The sequence below is a fragment of the Flavobacterium sp. FlaQc-48 genome (assembly GCF_044007335.1).
Lineage (GTDB): Bacteria > Bacteroidota > Bacteroidia > Flavobacteriales > Flavobacteriaceae > Flavobacterium.
Map to the genome: position 1 here is coordinate 273,151 of NZ_JBIPCR010000001.1, position 16,185 is coordinate 289,335.

Here is a 16,185-nt window from a genome sequence, read left to right on the forward strand (position 1 = left end):
GATTATTGGAGTGGTCTCCTAAAATTTACTATTTAAAACAGCTGTAATTTGTTTGAAAAACATAAGTATTCAAATCATTCGATGTCTTATTTCTTTATATTTTGAACGGCCTACGGGTAATAATTCGCCATTTTTAAGCAGCATATTATATCTTCCGCCGGATTCTACAACCAATTTATCGGCTTCATGCCAGCAAAGAATATAAGATTTATGGATTCTTTGAAAGGATGGTGGAAGCAGTTTTTCTAATGATTCTAAAGATTTGTCATGAAGTTCAACGTGTCCGTCTGCTACATGCAGTTCTGTGTAAATTCCTGCTCCTTTTATATATTGTATGTCTGTAATATTGATGAGTTTAATTGTTTTTGCTTTTTTTACCGCTAAAAACTGAAGGTCGCCACCAGGTTGTTTTTCTGGCGATGTAAAACGTAAAAAAGCCTGGAAAAGCCGATTTTGATCAAATGGTTTGGGTACAAAATCCAATACGCCGTAATGAAACGCCGTAATAGCTTTATCAGTATAAGCAGATATGATAATGGTTTGAAAAGATTTCACGACAACAGATTGCAGTATATCAAATCCGTCTTCGCCATTTAAATTCAAGTCCAGCAGCAGTAAATCAATAGAATTCGTTTCAATCGTGCTTAAACCATTCTCAACCGAATCGCAAAGCAAAATCTGAACTTCTTTATCAAAAAAATCCCGGGTCATTCGTTCTATTCGTTTGGAAATTCTAGCCTCGTCTTCAATAATTAGAATCTTCATTTTGTATCAAAAATTTTAATGGTCGTTAGCCAGCCTTCTTCTACAGCAAAAGAACCAAACTGCCAGTTGTCTCCATAACTTTCATTCAGTCTGGCTTTTATATATTTAAAACCAGTACCGCTGCTTTTGTCTTTTTTTGTTTTTCGGTTTTTTGCGGCTGTCAGCAATGAATATTGTTTATAGTTTTTTTCTTTGGTAAAACTCAAACAAAAACAGATACAGCCATGTGCTGGAGGCATACTGTGTGTTATACCGTTTTCTACAATAGTGTGTATAATGGCGGGCGGAATTTCTTCCTTTTCGTCGATATCTTTTTCCTCCCAATCATAACAAATTTCTTTGCGAAAAGACATTACTTGCAAATGCTTTTGGCATAAGCTGATTTCTTCCCTTATGGGAATAAGTGTTTCTTCGGCGATAGAATTCATAATATCAAACTCATCTGCCAGCGCGCGAATAAAGATAACGCCCTGCAGTGGAGCTTCTTCGATCCAGTCAATTAAAGAAGTTAATGTATTGCGAAGAAAATGAGGCTGAATATTTTTCTTAATCAGCTCTAACTGCAGTCTTGACGAAAGCAATAATGATGCGTTATGAGCTTCTTCGATAGCTTTTGCCCGAATGGTGTGGAGATAAAGCATCGATAATACAATGATTGTAAAAGCGATAAACAATCCAAAATCATAAAATAAAAAGTAATTCACAACCACACTTGCCAGCAAGCCAATGACAACAATTAATCCGCCTTTAATTTTACGGGCTGCCGCATTGGTGGCAATAATTAAGGAAACAAGGCACATAGCATAACTAAAATAGATAGCGGTCCTGTCATAATGGCCATAATAGATAATGTAGATTGCAATAAGACTGGTAAACAAAAGAAACAAAAACAACCGCTTTTTTTTGAAGTCAAACTGCAGCATAAAATACCATGGAACCAATATTGAAATTGCAAAAGTAAGGCAGCCAACAATCTTCAATCGTGTGTAATATTGAATGTACGGAATATCTATATAAAATTTGACATATTCAATAATTAAAAGACAGAAAAAAAGCAGGCAGATTATTCCAAAAAGCAAAACCGTTGTCTCTTTACGGCTACTGTTTATATATAGAAAAAAATAATAAATAGCAGCAATAAGAAAAGCTCCTGCCATAAGGTTCATAAATGACATCACAATAAGCGGTGCGCGATGCAATCTTAAATAGCTTTCAAGTTTTACATGAATGCCACGGTACGCTTCCCGCCATTGCGATTGTGTTCCTATTATCGTGACACGGTGCTTACCTGTAAAAGCTAAATCTTCGGGTATTTGATAATAAGTCATTTCAGTTCCCGGTACTTCGGCCTGACCTGATTGGGCCATTTTGCCGTTGCGTCCTACAAAAACGCCATCCCAGTAAACATCAAAAGCACCAAAAGCGTTCACTTGTAAACCTAATGGGCCGGCATTTTTTTCGCGTTCAATCAGTTCAACAGGTATAGGAACTTTGAAGACAGAATTTTCAGATTTGCCCAAATAATCTTTTGGATGATCATCATCGCTATAATAGGTTACATCTGATTTCACATAATCAGTATACTGTTCACATGATGTAAACAAAAGTAGTAAAAAAGCGATAAAAAAGGGGAGACGATACATAAGATAAAGATAGCATAAATATTGAATAGCGAAATGCATTTCAAAAGGTATTGGAGCCGTTTGCATGTTTTAAAAGACGGCATTTTCTTTTATCAGCTAACCTTGTAGTCTAAAAAACACCTAACATGAAAAACCTCATAACTTGTATTTTAATTTTATTTTTTCATCTTTTTGGCCACAGCCAGCAAATCAGTGTTTCCGGAAAAGTAGAGGACAAGACGACCAAAGTAGCTTTGCCGTACGTAACGGTTTCAGTAAAAGACAGCAGCCTGAAAACCGTAGTAATTGGCGTTACAGACGATAAGGGTATTTTTAATTTAGAAGGATTGCCAATTGGTAAAATGACGATCTCTTTTAGTTTCATGGGATATCAAAATTATGCACAGCCATTTGAAATTATTTCGGGCAGGCCGAAAACAGAATTAGGAACTATAGGTTTGTCTACAGATGCCGTACAATTGAACGCAGTAGAAATTAACGGACAAAAACCAAACATCAGCCTAAAGCTGGATAAAAAAGTTTTTGAAGTTGGCAAAGATGTGCTTTCGCAGAATGGTTCTGCACATGATGTTCTCAATGGTGTTCCGTCTGTTGCGGTCAGCCCCACAGGATCTGTAAGTCTTCGCGGGAACAGCAGCGTTTTGGTATTGATCAACGGGCGTCAATCGGGTTTAACCCAAAATAACGCACTTGATCAAATTGCAGCGGACCAAATTGAGCGGATAGAAGTGATTACGAATCCTTCTTCGAGATATGACGCTTCGGGTTCTGCAGGGATTATCAATATCATTTTGAAGAAAAACAAAAAAAGCGGTTTTAGCGGTCAGGTTCGATTGGTTGCAGGTTCTCCAAATGACAGCAGACTTAATCCGAGCATCAACTATAAATCGGAAAAAATCAATATTTTTTCTAATTTCAGTATCCGTTCTTCTGATTATGTTGGATTGTATACTACCAATCAGTCTACAATGAATAACGGTACACTATCTTACTTAAACCATGTGCAGAACGAAGATCGCCACGACGATGGCAAATTGATTTATTTTGGTGCGGATTATTTTATTGATGAGCATCGGACCATTACTGCCGCTTTTCTAAAAAATGCCACAAAAGACAATGACAAAACTCATTTGTTGTACAATTACAACAAAGCTGACCATGCAAAAGACAGTACTTTGACAAGACAGGGAAAATCATTAGAAAAAAGAGATTACAATCAATTAGAGTTTAATTATACACAAACCTTTAAACAGCCGGCCAAAAAATGGACGATTGATGTTCAGTATGATTGGTGGAACAGCGATAAAGACTGGAATCTTTCGACTCAGCGTTTGTATCCAACTGTCCTGAAGTATCCAGGCATTAGAACGAGCTCAATTGGCAGCAGTAAGGATTTGCTTGTTCAAAGTGATTTTACGCAGCCCATCGACAGTGTTTCAGTATTTGAATTTGGCGTTAAAACAGAAATCCGTAAAGTTGCCAGTAATTTTTTAGCAGAACAGGAAGAAGGAAATACGTGGAGTATCTACCAAAATATTGAAAACGACATGAATTATGACGAAACTATTGCCAGCGGTTACGCACAATACAGCAATAAGAAAGGCAGATTTAATTATATGCTGGGTCTGCGAAATGAGTTTACCAAAATCGCTATTACAGATGTCAAAAATACTTATAATGATGATAAAAAATACAGCCAATTGTTTCCTACCGTAAATTTGAGTTATAAATTTGACGCTGCGACTTTACAATTAAATTACAGTAAACGTATAAATCGCCCGTCTTTATATGCCTTATATCCTTTTAATGAACTGACCGATTTAAATTCGCAATATATTGGCAATCCTGATCTTAATCCTTCTTTTACAGATGTGTTTGAACTGGCATTTCTTAAAACATGGAAAACCTTTACACTGAATCCTTCGGTTTATTATCAATGGGAAAGCGGCTATATTCAGGATTTTACTTATCGTGAAAATGATATATTTTTTACAACACCTATTAATATACAACATGAAATACGCAGTGGCGCAGAGCTTTCTACATTATATAATCCGGTAAAATGGCTGCAGATCAATATGGAAATGAATTTCTATCATTTCACTCAAAAAGGAAGTTATCAGGAGGAAAACTTAGACTACAAAGGCCAAACCTTTACAGGACGTTTGAATACTCAGATAAAATTGCCTGTAAAATTTAGTTTTCAGGGTCGTTACAACTTTCGGGGGGCACAGCAAAATGCGCAGACCAAAAACGATGCACTGCAGTCTCTGGATTTTGGTCTGAGCAAAACTTTATTAAAAGATAAAGCTACACTTGTATTTGATGTCACCAATGCTTTTAACTTACGCCAGAATAAAAGTACCACAACCGGAACAGATTATTATATTGCTGAAAACAATATTCCCAATGCCGCCCGTTACCGTTTAAGTTTTGTGTATCGCTTTAATTTAACCGATCCTAAAGCAATCAGACAGGCGAATAGTGCTAATCGAAATTAATATATTACCTGACGTTTATAATTCTCTTTATTAGTAAAAGTAAATTTTAAGACTCCAAAAGACTGTTTTTATAAATTTAAGATGGTAAACCAGAATGGAAAAACCATAAAATTAAAATCCCATTTTGCAAGAAATGGGATTTTAATTTTATGGCCCTTAAAGAACATATCTTATACCATTTTATAGAAGACCAAAAGAGATTAGTCTATTATTGGCAGCGTTTGCCCAATAGCTTAATTCGCTTTTTCATATTCCATTCTCTCTGTATTATTCTCAGAGAGTATAACCAATTTGACTTTAGTAAGCTCCTTGATTTTGACTTTTTTGTTCTCATTAGGAAATGTGATCAATAAGGTATTGTCGCTTCTTGAAAAGGTACCATTCACGGTACTGATGTTGCAGGATGTGTTGCCGGTTTCGTTGGCCTGTACCATCATAACAGCATTCTGCTCAAAGGCCATGCTTTCATTCAAACGGCAGGCACTTAAGGGCTGTCTTATACCAGAAGCATACAATGCCTTTAGCTGCCAGACCCCTTGAATGTTTCCTGATGTGTCTTCGGGGATGATTTCGCTATCGCCTGAGCAAGAGGTTAAGATGATTAAAAATAGGGGGAGCAGGTAAATTTTTTTCATCGTCTTTGAATTTGGTTTTTTAGGTTATTTGGAATTGAATGTCGAAAATCAAATATAGGATAAATCTTGTAAGTATTGTTACCTGTGATGGTTAAGTTTTGTGACCTCTACGGGACAAATTCCTAGAAATTTTATGCAAGATTTGAAGAGTTTGACCTATCTTATATCCAGTGTCTGCCTTTCATTGGCTTTATGAATTTGGTTTGGATCTCCTGTTGGCGATTGATGGGGTATTATAAAATAAGGAACCAGAGCTGGATGATGAGCTTAGGGAAACAACCTGCCGGCTTAAAGGATGAGGAGTGCAATAAGTCCCGGAGGATAGGGGAGGCAGGGGGTAATCATTATGCACATTGCACCGCCTACGGTTTGCAATTAATCTTTATATTTGATGATTAAATGAATAAAATGAGCGAAAAAACGAAACCGTATGCCTTAATAACCGGCGCCAGCAAAGGCATTGGAAAATCTATTGCTTATGAATTGGCTAAACAGGGTTATCCACTATTGCTTGTGGCAAGAAGTGACGAGGAATTAAAAGCACTGTCTGATGATCTTCAGGTTAAATACGGTATCAATGCTGCTATTTTATCGATTGATCTTTCGATAAATGGTGCAGCGCTAAAGGTAAGCGATTGGATAAAAACGAATAACTATCCAGTTGGCTTTTTAGTTAACAATGCCGGTTATGGCGTGTGGGGCGATTTTAGCGAGTCTTCTCTAACCGATCAGCTTGGCATGATGCAGCTTAACATGAATGTAGTGGTAGAGCTTTCACATTTATTAGTACCCGTACTTTTACAACAAAAACAAGCCTACATTTTAAATATATCGAGTACTGCTGCCTACCAGGCCGTACCTACGCTGGCTGTTTATTCGGCTACCAAGGCTTTTGTTTTATCGTTTACGCGCGCCTTGCGTTTCGAACTTGCCCCAACTTCCATTTCAGTAACCTGTTTTAGTCCGGGCCCGGTTGATACTGGTTTTGCTGCAAGAGCCGGCTTAAACGCTTTTAGCAAAATGGCCGAAAAGTTTAATATGCAGCCTGATGAAGTGGCAAAAATGGCCGTAAAAGCCATGTTCAGCAAAAAATCAGAAGTTATTCCGGGTTTTACCAATATCATTTCGGTTTATGCCAACCGCATACTACCAAAGGCTATTATCGAAAAAACGGCAGCCGGAATTTATAAAATTTAATTTTTTCAAAAAAAAAATAAAAAAAAATTCTTTGCGAAAGAGAAATTATATTACATTTGTTTTAATATCTACTAATTCTATAGAGTATGTCAAATAAAAGAAATAAGTTTAATTTTCCTAAAGGTCGAATGCACACAAACATGCGAATGTGTTGTTGTTGCTGTTGCTAGTCCTTTAGATAAAATTCAAACATTATTCTTTCATTTATTAAATCTATATTATCATGATATCTTCTTATAAAACATTTACCCTAACTGAGCAATTAACTGCTGAGCAAATTGACTTTTTTAACGAATATGGCTTTATCCATTTCAAAAAATTTATAAATCCCGAAACTGTTTCATCCATCATTGATGCCTCGAAACAAGTGGAGCAAAAATGGATTGACAATGACCTTCAAAAAATAAATGGTGTTCCTATTAAATACGGAAAAGATTTAGACGGTTCTCCTATTGTACAACGTTTTGCTTTTATCAATCAGCATCATCAAACCTTAAGCGGTCTTTTACTTGATCCAAGATTTAATGGTTTATTACCGTTGGCAGGCGATGGCGCAAGATTAGGTACGGAAGAAAAAGACGGAATGGTTTTCAATCATTATATCAACGGGCCAGAAAGTAAGTTTACTAAAATGGGGTGGCATACAGATGGTTTGAGAGATATTTTTTATGGTGCAAAATTAAACCCGATGCTCAATGTGGGGATTCACTTAAGCACTTTAAAACCCGAAAACGGCGGTCTTAAGATCATTCCGGGTACGCACAAGCAAAGTATTTACCAGATGCTTTTTCGTAAAAAATACTTTTTAGACAATAAAGCCGATCCGGAGGAAGTTTCCATCAATCCGGAAGCCGGAGATTTAACTGTTCACGATGGCCGTTTGTGGCACAGAGTGGCAGAATCATCTATCCGTGGCGAAGAGAGTAGAAGAAGAGTGATTTATATCCCGATTATAGCAGGAAAATATGCTCCTAAAAATGAGAACAGTCCAACGGTTTTCTATCAACGTTTTGCGGGAATTGTTAAATAATATGCTGATTATCCTCGCATTTAGCTATCTGGTCAGATCAGGTAAGCTAAAAAGAACCACCGATTTTTTTAAAAATACGCAAAGGAAAATAAAATTAAAAATGATAAAACTAGAACTGGCTATACTATCAGGCTTACAAATTTTGCGCTATTAATGGGAAAAGAAACACAGCTTGAAGATCATAGTGCAATTGTACAAAGAACATTTTCAGACCGTAAGCGAACTAATATTTTAAAAAGAGCAGAACAGTCAACGATTGTATTTTTGCTTCCAAAGATACCTGAATTCATTTCGCCAAACGTACTCACTTTAATGGGTACAGTTGGTTCGGGATTCGTTTTTTTAGCTTTTGTTTTAGGTACTTATGGAGCAAATTGGTATTTGCTTTTAGGTATTATCGGTTTGGGTATAAATTGGTTAGGCGATTCTTTAGACGGAAGACTGGCTTATTATCGAAATATTCCACGCCGTTGGTATGGTTTTGCACTTGATATTATTGCCGATTGGATTGGTATTGTACTTATAGGCTTTGGCTACTACATTTATGCTGAAAATGGCACACAAATAGTAGCCTTTGCTTTTGTCGCATTGTATGGCTGGTCTATCATCATCAGCCAGTTACGCTATAAAATCACAAATGAATACCGTATAGATTCCGGTTTTGTTGGCCCAACAGAACTTCGGTTTATTATTGCTTTACTTTTAATTATCGAAGTTTTATTTCAGGGATCAATTGCCTATCTGGCGGGTTTAATTTCTGTTATTTTGCTTATAATCAATACTAGCGATAGCTTAAAGCTTTTAAAGCTGGGCGATTTAAAAGACAAAAACCAAGGCTGATATGTTCCCGAAAAAATCTGTTTTGACTTTTCTGCAAGCACAAGTTGCAGCATTTTTAGGCGGCATTACCGATTATGGGGTAATGATTTTATTGACAGAAGTATTTAAACTGCATTTTACCTTTTCTATTCTCATCTCCGGAACTATTGGTGCAGTTATCAATTTCAGCATCAACAGATTTTGGGTATTTAAAAATCAATCGGGTTATAGCAGCCGCATCAATAGTCAGCTTTTTAAATTTGCGCTGGTGGTTTTGGGAAGCATTTCCTTAAAATCATCTGGGACGCTTATTTTGCAGAAAGTATTTCAAATCGATTATAGAATTGGAAGATTAATCACGGATAGTTTTGTTTCTTATGGATTTAACTATCCACTGATTAAATATTGGGTTTTTAGGGCAAACGAAAAACAGAATGCAATCGAATCAAATTAATCCGCTGGACGTAAATTTAACACATAGAAACATAGGTTTTAGATGCGTAAAAAGAATATAACAAAAGAAACTATTTTTTTTACACATAGCTATGTTTGTTTTAAACAAGTGAAACGCCTTTTTTAAACGTCCTGTTATCTATGTTTCTATGTGTTAAAATAATAGCCCCCAATATATTATAAAATATTTCGTTTATGAATAAATTAAAATTTAAATATTTTACAAGATCACTAATCATTATAACGATCTTAGTAAACATGACTTCTGAAAATCTATTGGCACAATCCAAAAATCCGTCGCCATTACATTTTCCAACGCCCAAGAATATAGATAATATGCTATTTTACATTCAGCGCGACCCCAATACGAACACGGCTATTTATGCCATAAACTACCAGGAAAATGGAAAAATAGACAAAAGCAATCCTATAAAAGCGTATTGGATTCGATATGCTGAGAAAGGGGACAAAAAAGATTTTAGTTATATACAACGCAAATTTGCCTACGGAATAGAAAGTAAAACTTTAAACAATGAGGAGTTTGAGCTTCAGTTTGTATCATATAAAAAGTTACCCCTGACCTTGAAAAAGATAGATTCAGATCAAAAATATCATGTTTTTGTAAGTGTAAATCAGAAAAAAATCCAGGTAGAAAAAATATTTTTACGCATTGAAGGAGGTTCTTTTTGGTTACCCAATGTAAAGTATGCCGAAGTTACCGGAATTGAGACTTCTTCAAATAAAATGATTACTGAGAGGATGTTGTTGAAATAAAAAAAAATCAGAAAAAACTCTTTTGAAGTGTTGACTTATAATTCAAAAATCGTTATTATTATGAAAAAAGTATATGGAAGAATTTTTAGAAGAAATAAACAATGCAGGTGGTGCGGAAATACAGATTACTAACCCAATCGCTTAGATATGCGCAACGATAGCGCGGAAATTCTTTCCGTGTCCATTCCTATATTAATAAAAACCGGATTTTTCTTTTTTTTAATCTGTTACGATATACTTTGCGGGCACGGATTGCAAATATGCGCTATCGGGTTATATTTGAAATGCAAAAATAAAAACCCAATCGCTTAGATATACGCAACGATAGCGCGGAAATTCTTTCCGTGCCCGTTCCTATATTAATAAAAACTAGATTTTCTTTTTTTTATTTGTTAAGATATACTTTGCGGGCACGGATTGCAAATCCGCGCGATCGGGTTATTAGGTCATTAAAGCAGCAAGACCAACGAAATTTACATCCAAGTTAGTACTAAAAAGTATTCAACAAATAGAAGTCAGTTTAATGATTTATGAAATAAAAATCCTATTTTTGAAAGTAAATAAATATTAATATTTATCCGATATATCGACCCGATTTAGGATAGATATGTCGGATATTGTTAGGCAATATATACAAGTTAGTGGCAAACTAAAAACCAACTAAAAAATGAAACTATTAACATCTCAAAAGAATTCTCTTTTTGAACTAATTCAAGAAGTTGATTTCTTTTCTCATAATCAATTTGAATTAATCGAAAAAGATATTATGGGAGTATATGATACTCACATAGAATATAAAGCAAATAAAGATTTTTATTTCAGATTTATTGATTCAAATTATGCAAATTCATTATTCGTAAATCATTCTCCAGGTGATGAACAAATTATGGATTCGACTTCTAAAATAAGTTGGAATCAAGCTTTAAATATTTTTGAAAATTGGTTATATTATTTACAAAGAGAAGTTACATCTCCAAATCTTTGGCAACAATTTAAAACTGAAATCTCAGAAATAAAATATATTAATAACTTTAGTAACCAAAAATTTTCTTTTTCTGAGTATACTGAAATTTCAGAAAAAATAGATATCCTAAAAAATAGCCTTTCATCAATTCCTTTAATTTTAAACCAGCAAAATGAGATAATTTTAAGACTTGACCATTTAAGTGAAACGGCTAAAGAATTAGGGAAATTTGATTGGATAAATCTATTTGTCGGTACAATTATTAGTGTTGTAATTCAATTAAATGTAACTCCTGAAAATGCAAATGCAATTTGGGACTTGATAAAAAGAGTTTTCAATAATTACTTTTTACCCAAATAGTCAGCCACTAACATCTACTACAACGAATTTAGGCAATAAGCTTAATGGGAAAATGGTTTTGTATGGGATGATTTGGCAAATCCGAAGAATGGAGATAATTTAATACCAAACCCGATATATTACAAGAACGTTAGTGGCAAGGAAAATAAACATTATGAATTTAATTGAAAGAATAAGTAGAAATATCGATGATTTCCGAAAAGACACTTTGAATGTCGACCATTTTTTAACTGGCACATTGGTATCATATATGTTTTTTAAGGATAAATATCCTGACATTCTAAATGAGTTCAATGAAAAGGATAGAGATGTTGAGGAAAAAAGAGGTATGGAAATCTTTAAAAATTTAAATTTAGAAATATCAAGCTACGAAACAGAGATCTACACTTTTTGTTTTATCAATCTAATTGCACGAACAGAAGCTTTTTTAAATGATATTTTAGACACACACTACCTTTTGATAAATCAAGAAACTACTGAGGAAAACAATGAACTTCTAAGAAAAACGATTTTAAAGTTTTCACATTCATCTTTTAATGATAAAATAAAATTCCTTAAAAATAATTTCAATTTGGATTTTCCATCAATTGAAGAACATAAACCTAATATTATTGAATTATTCAGCACACGAAATATTATTTTGCATAATAACGGTTATGTCAATGAAACTTATTTAAAAATTAATGAGAATAGTCAATTTGTATTAGGAACAAAAAGAATTATAGACAGAGATTATTTGAAGCTTACAATTTTATTATTAGTTCTAATTGCCAAATCAATAGAAGAAAAGACGAAGGAACTTATTAAAAATAGCAGCCACTAACAACTACTACAACGGATTTAAGCAATAGGCTTAATGGAAAGTTGGTTTTGTATTTGGGGTAATTTGCCTCGCCTGTTCACTTAGCTTGGGTGGCAAATTCGAGAATAGAGTTTAATTTATTCTTAAACCTACTGTATTATTAAAACGTTATTCATAATGCTAAGGGACAATCGAAAATTTATACTGATATGAGAAAATTTATTATGATCGCGCTTATTGCGACAATTAGCTTTACTGCTTTCTCGCAAACAGAAAAAGAGACAAGTCAAACAATTTCATATGCTTATATCTCCGTCTCGGGTAAATTGCTTTCCAAAAAACTCAATGTAATTGTTGATCTTGGAGACTTGCCAGAACAGATAAAAGCTGGACAAGAATATTCTCAGGTACTGACTAACAAAAAATCTTATGCCGCCATATTAAACTATATGGTTGAAAATGATTTTGAACTGGTTGAGACACTTACATTAGAAGAAGGTAGTAGCTATCAAGGCACAGGCGGTGGAGGAACTTCCGGCATTATTTTTATTATGAAAAAAAAAGAAATAAACTACAGTTCCGAAAATAGGGATTAATTTAGTTCTAAAGTCGGTAGTCCCAAAACAAAAAAGAGACTCCAAAGTCTCTTTTTTGTTTTAATATATATTCTATAAATAATTATTTATTGATTAATTTCTCAAGCCTCACCATCATTTCATCTTTCTCTTTCAACATACGCTCGTATAACTCAATTTTTTCTTCATGAAGTTTAATAAATTGATCAATTTGATTAATGGTAGAATTGTAAAATACAGATGCAGGTTGCTGACAATTGTCAAAAGTATTAGAAATAATATTAATCGCCTGTTCTTCATCAAAATTCTGAAAAGCTTCAACAGGAATTTTTAATACAGCCGAAATTTGTTTCAGCAGTTTGTCTTCAATTACATCTTTTTGCTCCAGCATAGAAATTTTCTTCTGGTTCCAGTCTTCTCCCAGATCATAAGCTAATGCTTCCTGCTTTATGTTAAGCATTTCTCTGAAACGTTTTATGTTTCTTCCCTGATGTATTTTCTGTTCCATAACGAATATTAATTTTTCTAAAGGCTCAAAGATAAAGCCATTTGGATAAAAAATCCTGAATTTCAAAGATAAAAAAATATCCCGTAAAAGATCCTTTTTGTCAGATATTATACCGGTTATATTTCTGTTTTACTCCAATATTTTCTGGTATAATGCCGCCGGAGATCCTGACCCTGACCTGACGAGGGTTTATATTCTTTAATCAAAATGCCCGATGCAGTAGAAAACAAGACAAAAGAGTGGAGAAAATTTACATCAAATAACCATGAAATCAGGTATTGTTTTTCGTATCGTCCCAGAGTAAATTTGTTTGAATCAAACAGCAGATAATGCTGCAATTACTCATAACCTTGAATTTTTACAAATTATGAACATAAAAAAAATACTCAGTATTGCCATCTTTCTGCTTGTTACACAGCTAAGCTTCGCTCAATATTTTAAACTAACCCCTCAAGGCTTCGTATCAAACGACAATAGCGATTTTACGGTAGTGAATGTGCCAAACGCAAAACAAAAGGATTTGTACAAAAATGTACTCAATGCGATTAATTTGATGTACAGTAACCCACAAAAAGGACTCAATGTAGTGGAAGGGGAAAGTATTAGTCTGACAGCGTATGAAGAAAATGCCCTGCCTGTAAGGCATAGCGCTGGAGGTTTTGGAAAAGGAAATTATAAATATGACCTGTCTTATACGTTATCCTTTCTTTTTAAAGACGGTAAGATCAGGATTAACACTCCTGTTTTTGAATGCAGGCGATGGTATGAAGCAACTTACAAACCTACAAGTGGCTGGGGCAGCAGTGGCTGGACTACGCTAAAACTTGTAAAAGGCAAGAACGATAGAGTGGCTATTTATGATAAAGAGGGAAAACTTCTTTTAGAAGATGCCTCTAATGGATTAAACAATCATTTCAATTCGGTTTTAAAACAAATTATTGATAAATCTCAAAAGATAAATAATTGGTAATGAGGTTTTACATGGGTATAATAAAATGAAAACTTTTATAATTCCTGGTAAGATTACTTATAAGGCGGCATACCATAATTATTCTTTGTCATTTATTTCAAATTCTTTCTCATGAGGGTCTGAATATCGGTCTAAATCCTTTTGGTATGCTTTTCTGGTCTTTGCAATCTCGATGAATATAAAGACTATCAGTACTAATAGTACAATCCCTGTAATGGATAAAGCGATCCAGATTTCTAGCATGTTTTATTTTTTTAAGTATGTTTTTTTTATGTGATATTTATTGTGGCACAAATTTGCTCGCTATTTAGTAGTTATATAAGGACAGATCTCAATAAAAGAAAGGACTTTTAATAAATTGTATTGTAATAGTTGTAGAAAGTTGGATTGACTTTAGAATTTAAGAGCGCTTTTGGCAATCCGTTTAAATTCTATAAGTTTTTACAGAACAAATCTTATAGAAATTAATGATAAGAAGTCTGACAAGCTTGCTGGGGAATTAGCGCTATATCGTTGCTGTATTTTGTCTTAAAGGCAAGGTAACAATGAATTCTGCTCCATTATCTTTTTCACCTGTAGCCGTAATGGTACCGCCATGTCTTTTGGCTATTTTTCTGCACAGCGCCAGACCAAGCCCGTTGCCTTCATACTGGTCTTTGGAATGCAGTCTTTGAAAGGCATTAAAGATCCTCTCGGCATGAATAGCATCCAGTCCAATTCCATTGTCCTTAATTGTGATTTGAACAAGGTCAATATCCTGATTATTTACCGCAGCAAATGATATGATAACCCTTGGGGGCTCATCTGCTTTTGAGAATTTTAAGGCATTATGGATCAGATTGTAAAAAAGCTGCTGGATCAGTATAGGTGCCCCTTCTATATCAGGAAGCTGGCTTGTGATCAGTATAGCTCCTTTTTCCTTTATGATGAGTTCCAGATCTGTTTTGATACTTTCGATCATCTCATTTAGATTTATCTTTTCAATAGGCTGCGTTTTTTTATCCAGGGTAGAGTAAGCGAGAATGCCCTCTATAATGTTCTGCATCCTTTGCGCGGACTGTTCTACCTTTTGGAGGAATTTTTTGGAGTGCTCATTAAAATCAGATTTGTATTCATTTATTAAAAGACTATTGAAAGTCTTGATTTTTCTAATAGGTTCTTTCAGGTCATGGCTGACCACATTGGCAAAATGCAGCAGGTCATCATTGGATCTGCGAAGTTCCTGTGTACTCTCGGCGACCTGTTTTTTTAATTCTTCTTCAAATTGTTTCTGCTCGTGGATATCCTGTATAATCCCGATAAGAGTGCCGGGAGTTCCATTTTCGTCCTTGATGATTTTACCATTGATCTTAACCCATTTAACGCTCTGGTCATCATTTATGATTCGGGCCTGATAGCACATTTCTCCGGTAATTTGGGATTCCTTATGTGCTTTCTCGCACAGAGCCTGATCCTCGGGATGTAGTTTGGTTATGAGCTCTTCATTGGATATTTCGCTATCGATGGACCAGATGGCATTAAAATTTCCCGAAGTCTTGATTTTCTTTGTAGCAAGATCTATTTCATAAGTGCCCATTCCTGAGGATTCAATAGCCATTCTAAGCCTTTCATCGGCACTTTGGGTCTGTTGTTTTGCCAGATGCAGGTCAGTGACTTCTGATCCTGTGTTCATTACCGCATAGATTTTTGACTCCTTATCAAAAAGAGGGATAAAGCTATAATTAAAATAGTAGGTTCTTAAAACCCCATCAATCATTAAATCGACCTGTTTGTCTTTTGCGTGGAAAGCAATTCCGGTTTTAAGCACGCCTAATGCCTGCTGAAAAAACGGCTGGTTTTGAATTTCAGGCAGGACATCCATATAGTTTTTGCCAATTACCTGATCTCCTTTGCCCCAGGCCTTTATCATGGCGGGGTTGGCTAATTCTATTTTTAATTTTTCTCCTGTGTAGACGGCGGTAGGCAAAGGGGTATTATCCACAATGTCCTTCAAAAGCAATAGATTATCATACATTAGTGGTGGTTTTTATTTTAACGAATGTATTATAGATTCTAACTTTTTTAGTTATACTATTTTAACAGAATCTTTCATTATTCGAACATAGAATTTTTATTAAAATTTAGAAAGAATGATTTATTCATTTTAATAATTATGCCTTGATTTCAGACAAAACCTTTGCTGCATGATA

16 protein-coding genes are annotated in these 16,185 nt (G+C 34.7%); 10 read left to right on the top strand and 6 right to left on the bottom strand.

Annotated features, from left to right (window positions below):
• Positions 1-69 precede the first annotated feature (69 nt).
• On the bottom strand, positions 70-765 hold the full coding sequence (locus tag ACHRWY_RS01130) for a LytR/AlgR family response regulator transcription factor (protein ID WP_395351695.1): 696 nt from the start codon (positions 763-765) through the stop codon (positions 70-72).
• Positions 762-2,336, bottom strand: a complete 1,575-nt coding sequence (locus ACHRWY_RS01135; protein ID WP_395351697.1) for a histidine kinase — start codon at positions 2,334-2,336, stop codon at positions 762-764. Before ACHRWY_RS01135 ends, ACHRWY_RS01130 begins: the two co-directional genes overlap by 4 nt.
• 197 nt (positions 2,337-2,533) lie before the next feature.
• Between ACHRWY_RS01135 and ACHRWY_RS01140 the strand changes: the two genes are divergently transcribed.
• Positions 2,534-4,909 (top strand): outer membrane beta-barrel protein, encoded by a 2,376-nt coding sequence (locus ACHRWY_RS01140; RefSeq protein WP_395351699.1) that lies wholly within the window; start codon positions 2,534-2,536, stop codon positions 4,907-4,909.
• A gap of 233 nt (positions 4,910-5,142) precedes the next feature.
• Here ACHRWY_RS01140 and ACHRWY_RS01145 read toward each other — a convergent pair whose 3' ends face one another.
• Positions 5,143-5,544: a lipocalin family protein gene (locus ACHRWY_RS01145; RefSeq protein WP_395351701.1), complete on the bottom strand. Its 402-nt coding sequence runs from the start codon at positions 5,542-5,544 to the stop codon at positions 5,143-5,145.
• Between the two features lie 408 nt (positions 5,545-5,952).
• Here ACHRWY_RS01145 and ACHRWY_RS01150 point away from each other — a divergent pair, with 408 nt between their 5' ends.
• The 8 genes from ACHRWY_RS01150 (at position 5,953) to ACHRWY_RS01185 (ending at position 12,539) form a co-directional block, all read left to right on the top strand.
• Positions 5,953-6,741, top strand: coding sequence for an SDR family NAD(P)-dependent oxidoreductase (locus ACHRWY_RS01150; protein WP_395351703.1), 789 nt, complete (start codon positions 5,953-5,955; stop codon positions 6,739-6,741).
• Between the two features lie 223 nt (positions 6,742-6,964).
• Positions 6,965-7,771, top strand: a complete 807-nt coding sequence (locus ACHRWY_RS01155; RefSeq protein ID WP_395351705.1) for a phytanoyl-CoA dioxygenase family protein — start codon at positions 6,965-6,967, stop codon at positions 7,769-7,771.
• Between the two features lie 153 nt (positions 7,772-7,924).
• A complete protein-coding gene (locus tag ACHRWY_RS01160; RefSeq protein ID WP_395351707.1) occupies positions 7,925-8,611 on the top strand; it encodes a CDP-alcohol phosphatidyltransferase family protein in 687 nt (228 codons plus the stop codon).
• 1 nt (position 8,612) lies between these two features.
• Entirely contained in the window at positions 8,613-9,044 is a 432-nt protein-coding gene (locus ACHRWY_RS01165; RefSeq protein WP_395351709.1) for a GtrA family protein, read from the top strand.
• Positions 9,045-9,238: 194 nt separating this feature from the next.
• Positions 9,239-9,817 (top strand): DUF4833 domain-containing protein, encoded by a 579-nt coding sequence (locus ACHRWY_RS01170; RefSeq protein ID WP_395351711.1) that lies wholly within the window; start codon positions 9,239-9,241, stop codon positions 9,815-9,817.
• 667 nt (positions 9,818-10,484) lie between these two features.
• On the top strand, positions 10,485-11,141 hold the full coding sequence (locus ACHRWY_RS01175; RefSeq protein ID WP_395351713.1) for a hypothetical protein: 657 nt from the start codon (positions 10,485-10,487) through the stop codon (positions 11,139-11,141).
• A gap of 154 nt (positions 11,142-11,295) precedes the next feature.
• Positions 11,296-11,964 (top strand): hypothetical protein, encoded by a 669-nt coding sequence (locus ACHRWY_RS01180; RefSeq protein ID WP_395351715.1) that lies wholly within the window; start codon positions 11,296-11,298, stop codon positions 11,962-11,964.
• Between the two features lie 188 nt (positions 11,965-12,152).
• On the top strand, positions 12,153-12,539 hold the full coding sequence (locus ACHRWY_RS01185; RefSeq protein ID WP_395351716.1) for a hypothetical protein: 387 nt from the start codon (positions 12,153-12,155) through the stop codon (positions 12,537-12,539).
• Between the two features lie 82 nt (positions 12,540-12,621).
• On the opposite strand, the gene ACHRWY_RS01190 is transcribed toward ACHRWY_RS01185, so the two are convergent.
• Complete coding sequence (locus ACHRWY_RS01190) at positions 12,622-13,026, bottom strand: XRE family transcriptional regulator (RefSeq protein ID WP_395351718.1); 405 nt, start codon at positions 13,024-13,026, stop codon at positions 12,622-12,624.
• A gap of 367 nt (positions 13,027-13,393) precedes the next feature.
• On the opposite strand from ACHRWY_RS01190, the gene ACHRWY_RS01195 reads away from it, so the two are divergent.
• Positions 13,394-13,996, top strand: a complete 603-nt coding sequence (locus ACHRWY_RS01195; protein WP_395351720.1) for a hypothetical protein — start codon at positions 13,394-13,396, stop codon at positions 13,994-13,996.
• Between the two features lie 78 nt (positions 13,997-14,074).
• On the opposite strand, the gene ACHRWY_RS01200 is transcribed toward ACHRWY_RS01195, so the two are convergent.
• A complete protein-coding gene (locus tag ACHRWY_RS01200) occupies positions 14,075-14,239 on the bottom strand; it encodes a hypothetical protein (protein WP_395351722.1) in 165 nt (54 codons plus the stop codon).
• Between the two features lie 262 nt (positions 14,240-14,501).
• On the bottom strand, positions 14,502-16,010 hold the full coding sequence (locus ACHRWY_RS01205; protein ID WP_395351724.1) for an ATP-binding protein: 1,509 nt from the start codon (positions 16,008-16,010) through the stop codon (positions 14,502-14,504).
• Positions 16,011-16,185 lie beyond the last annotated feature (175 nt).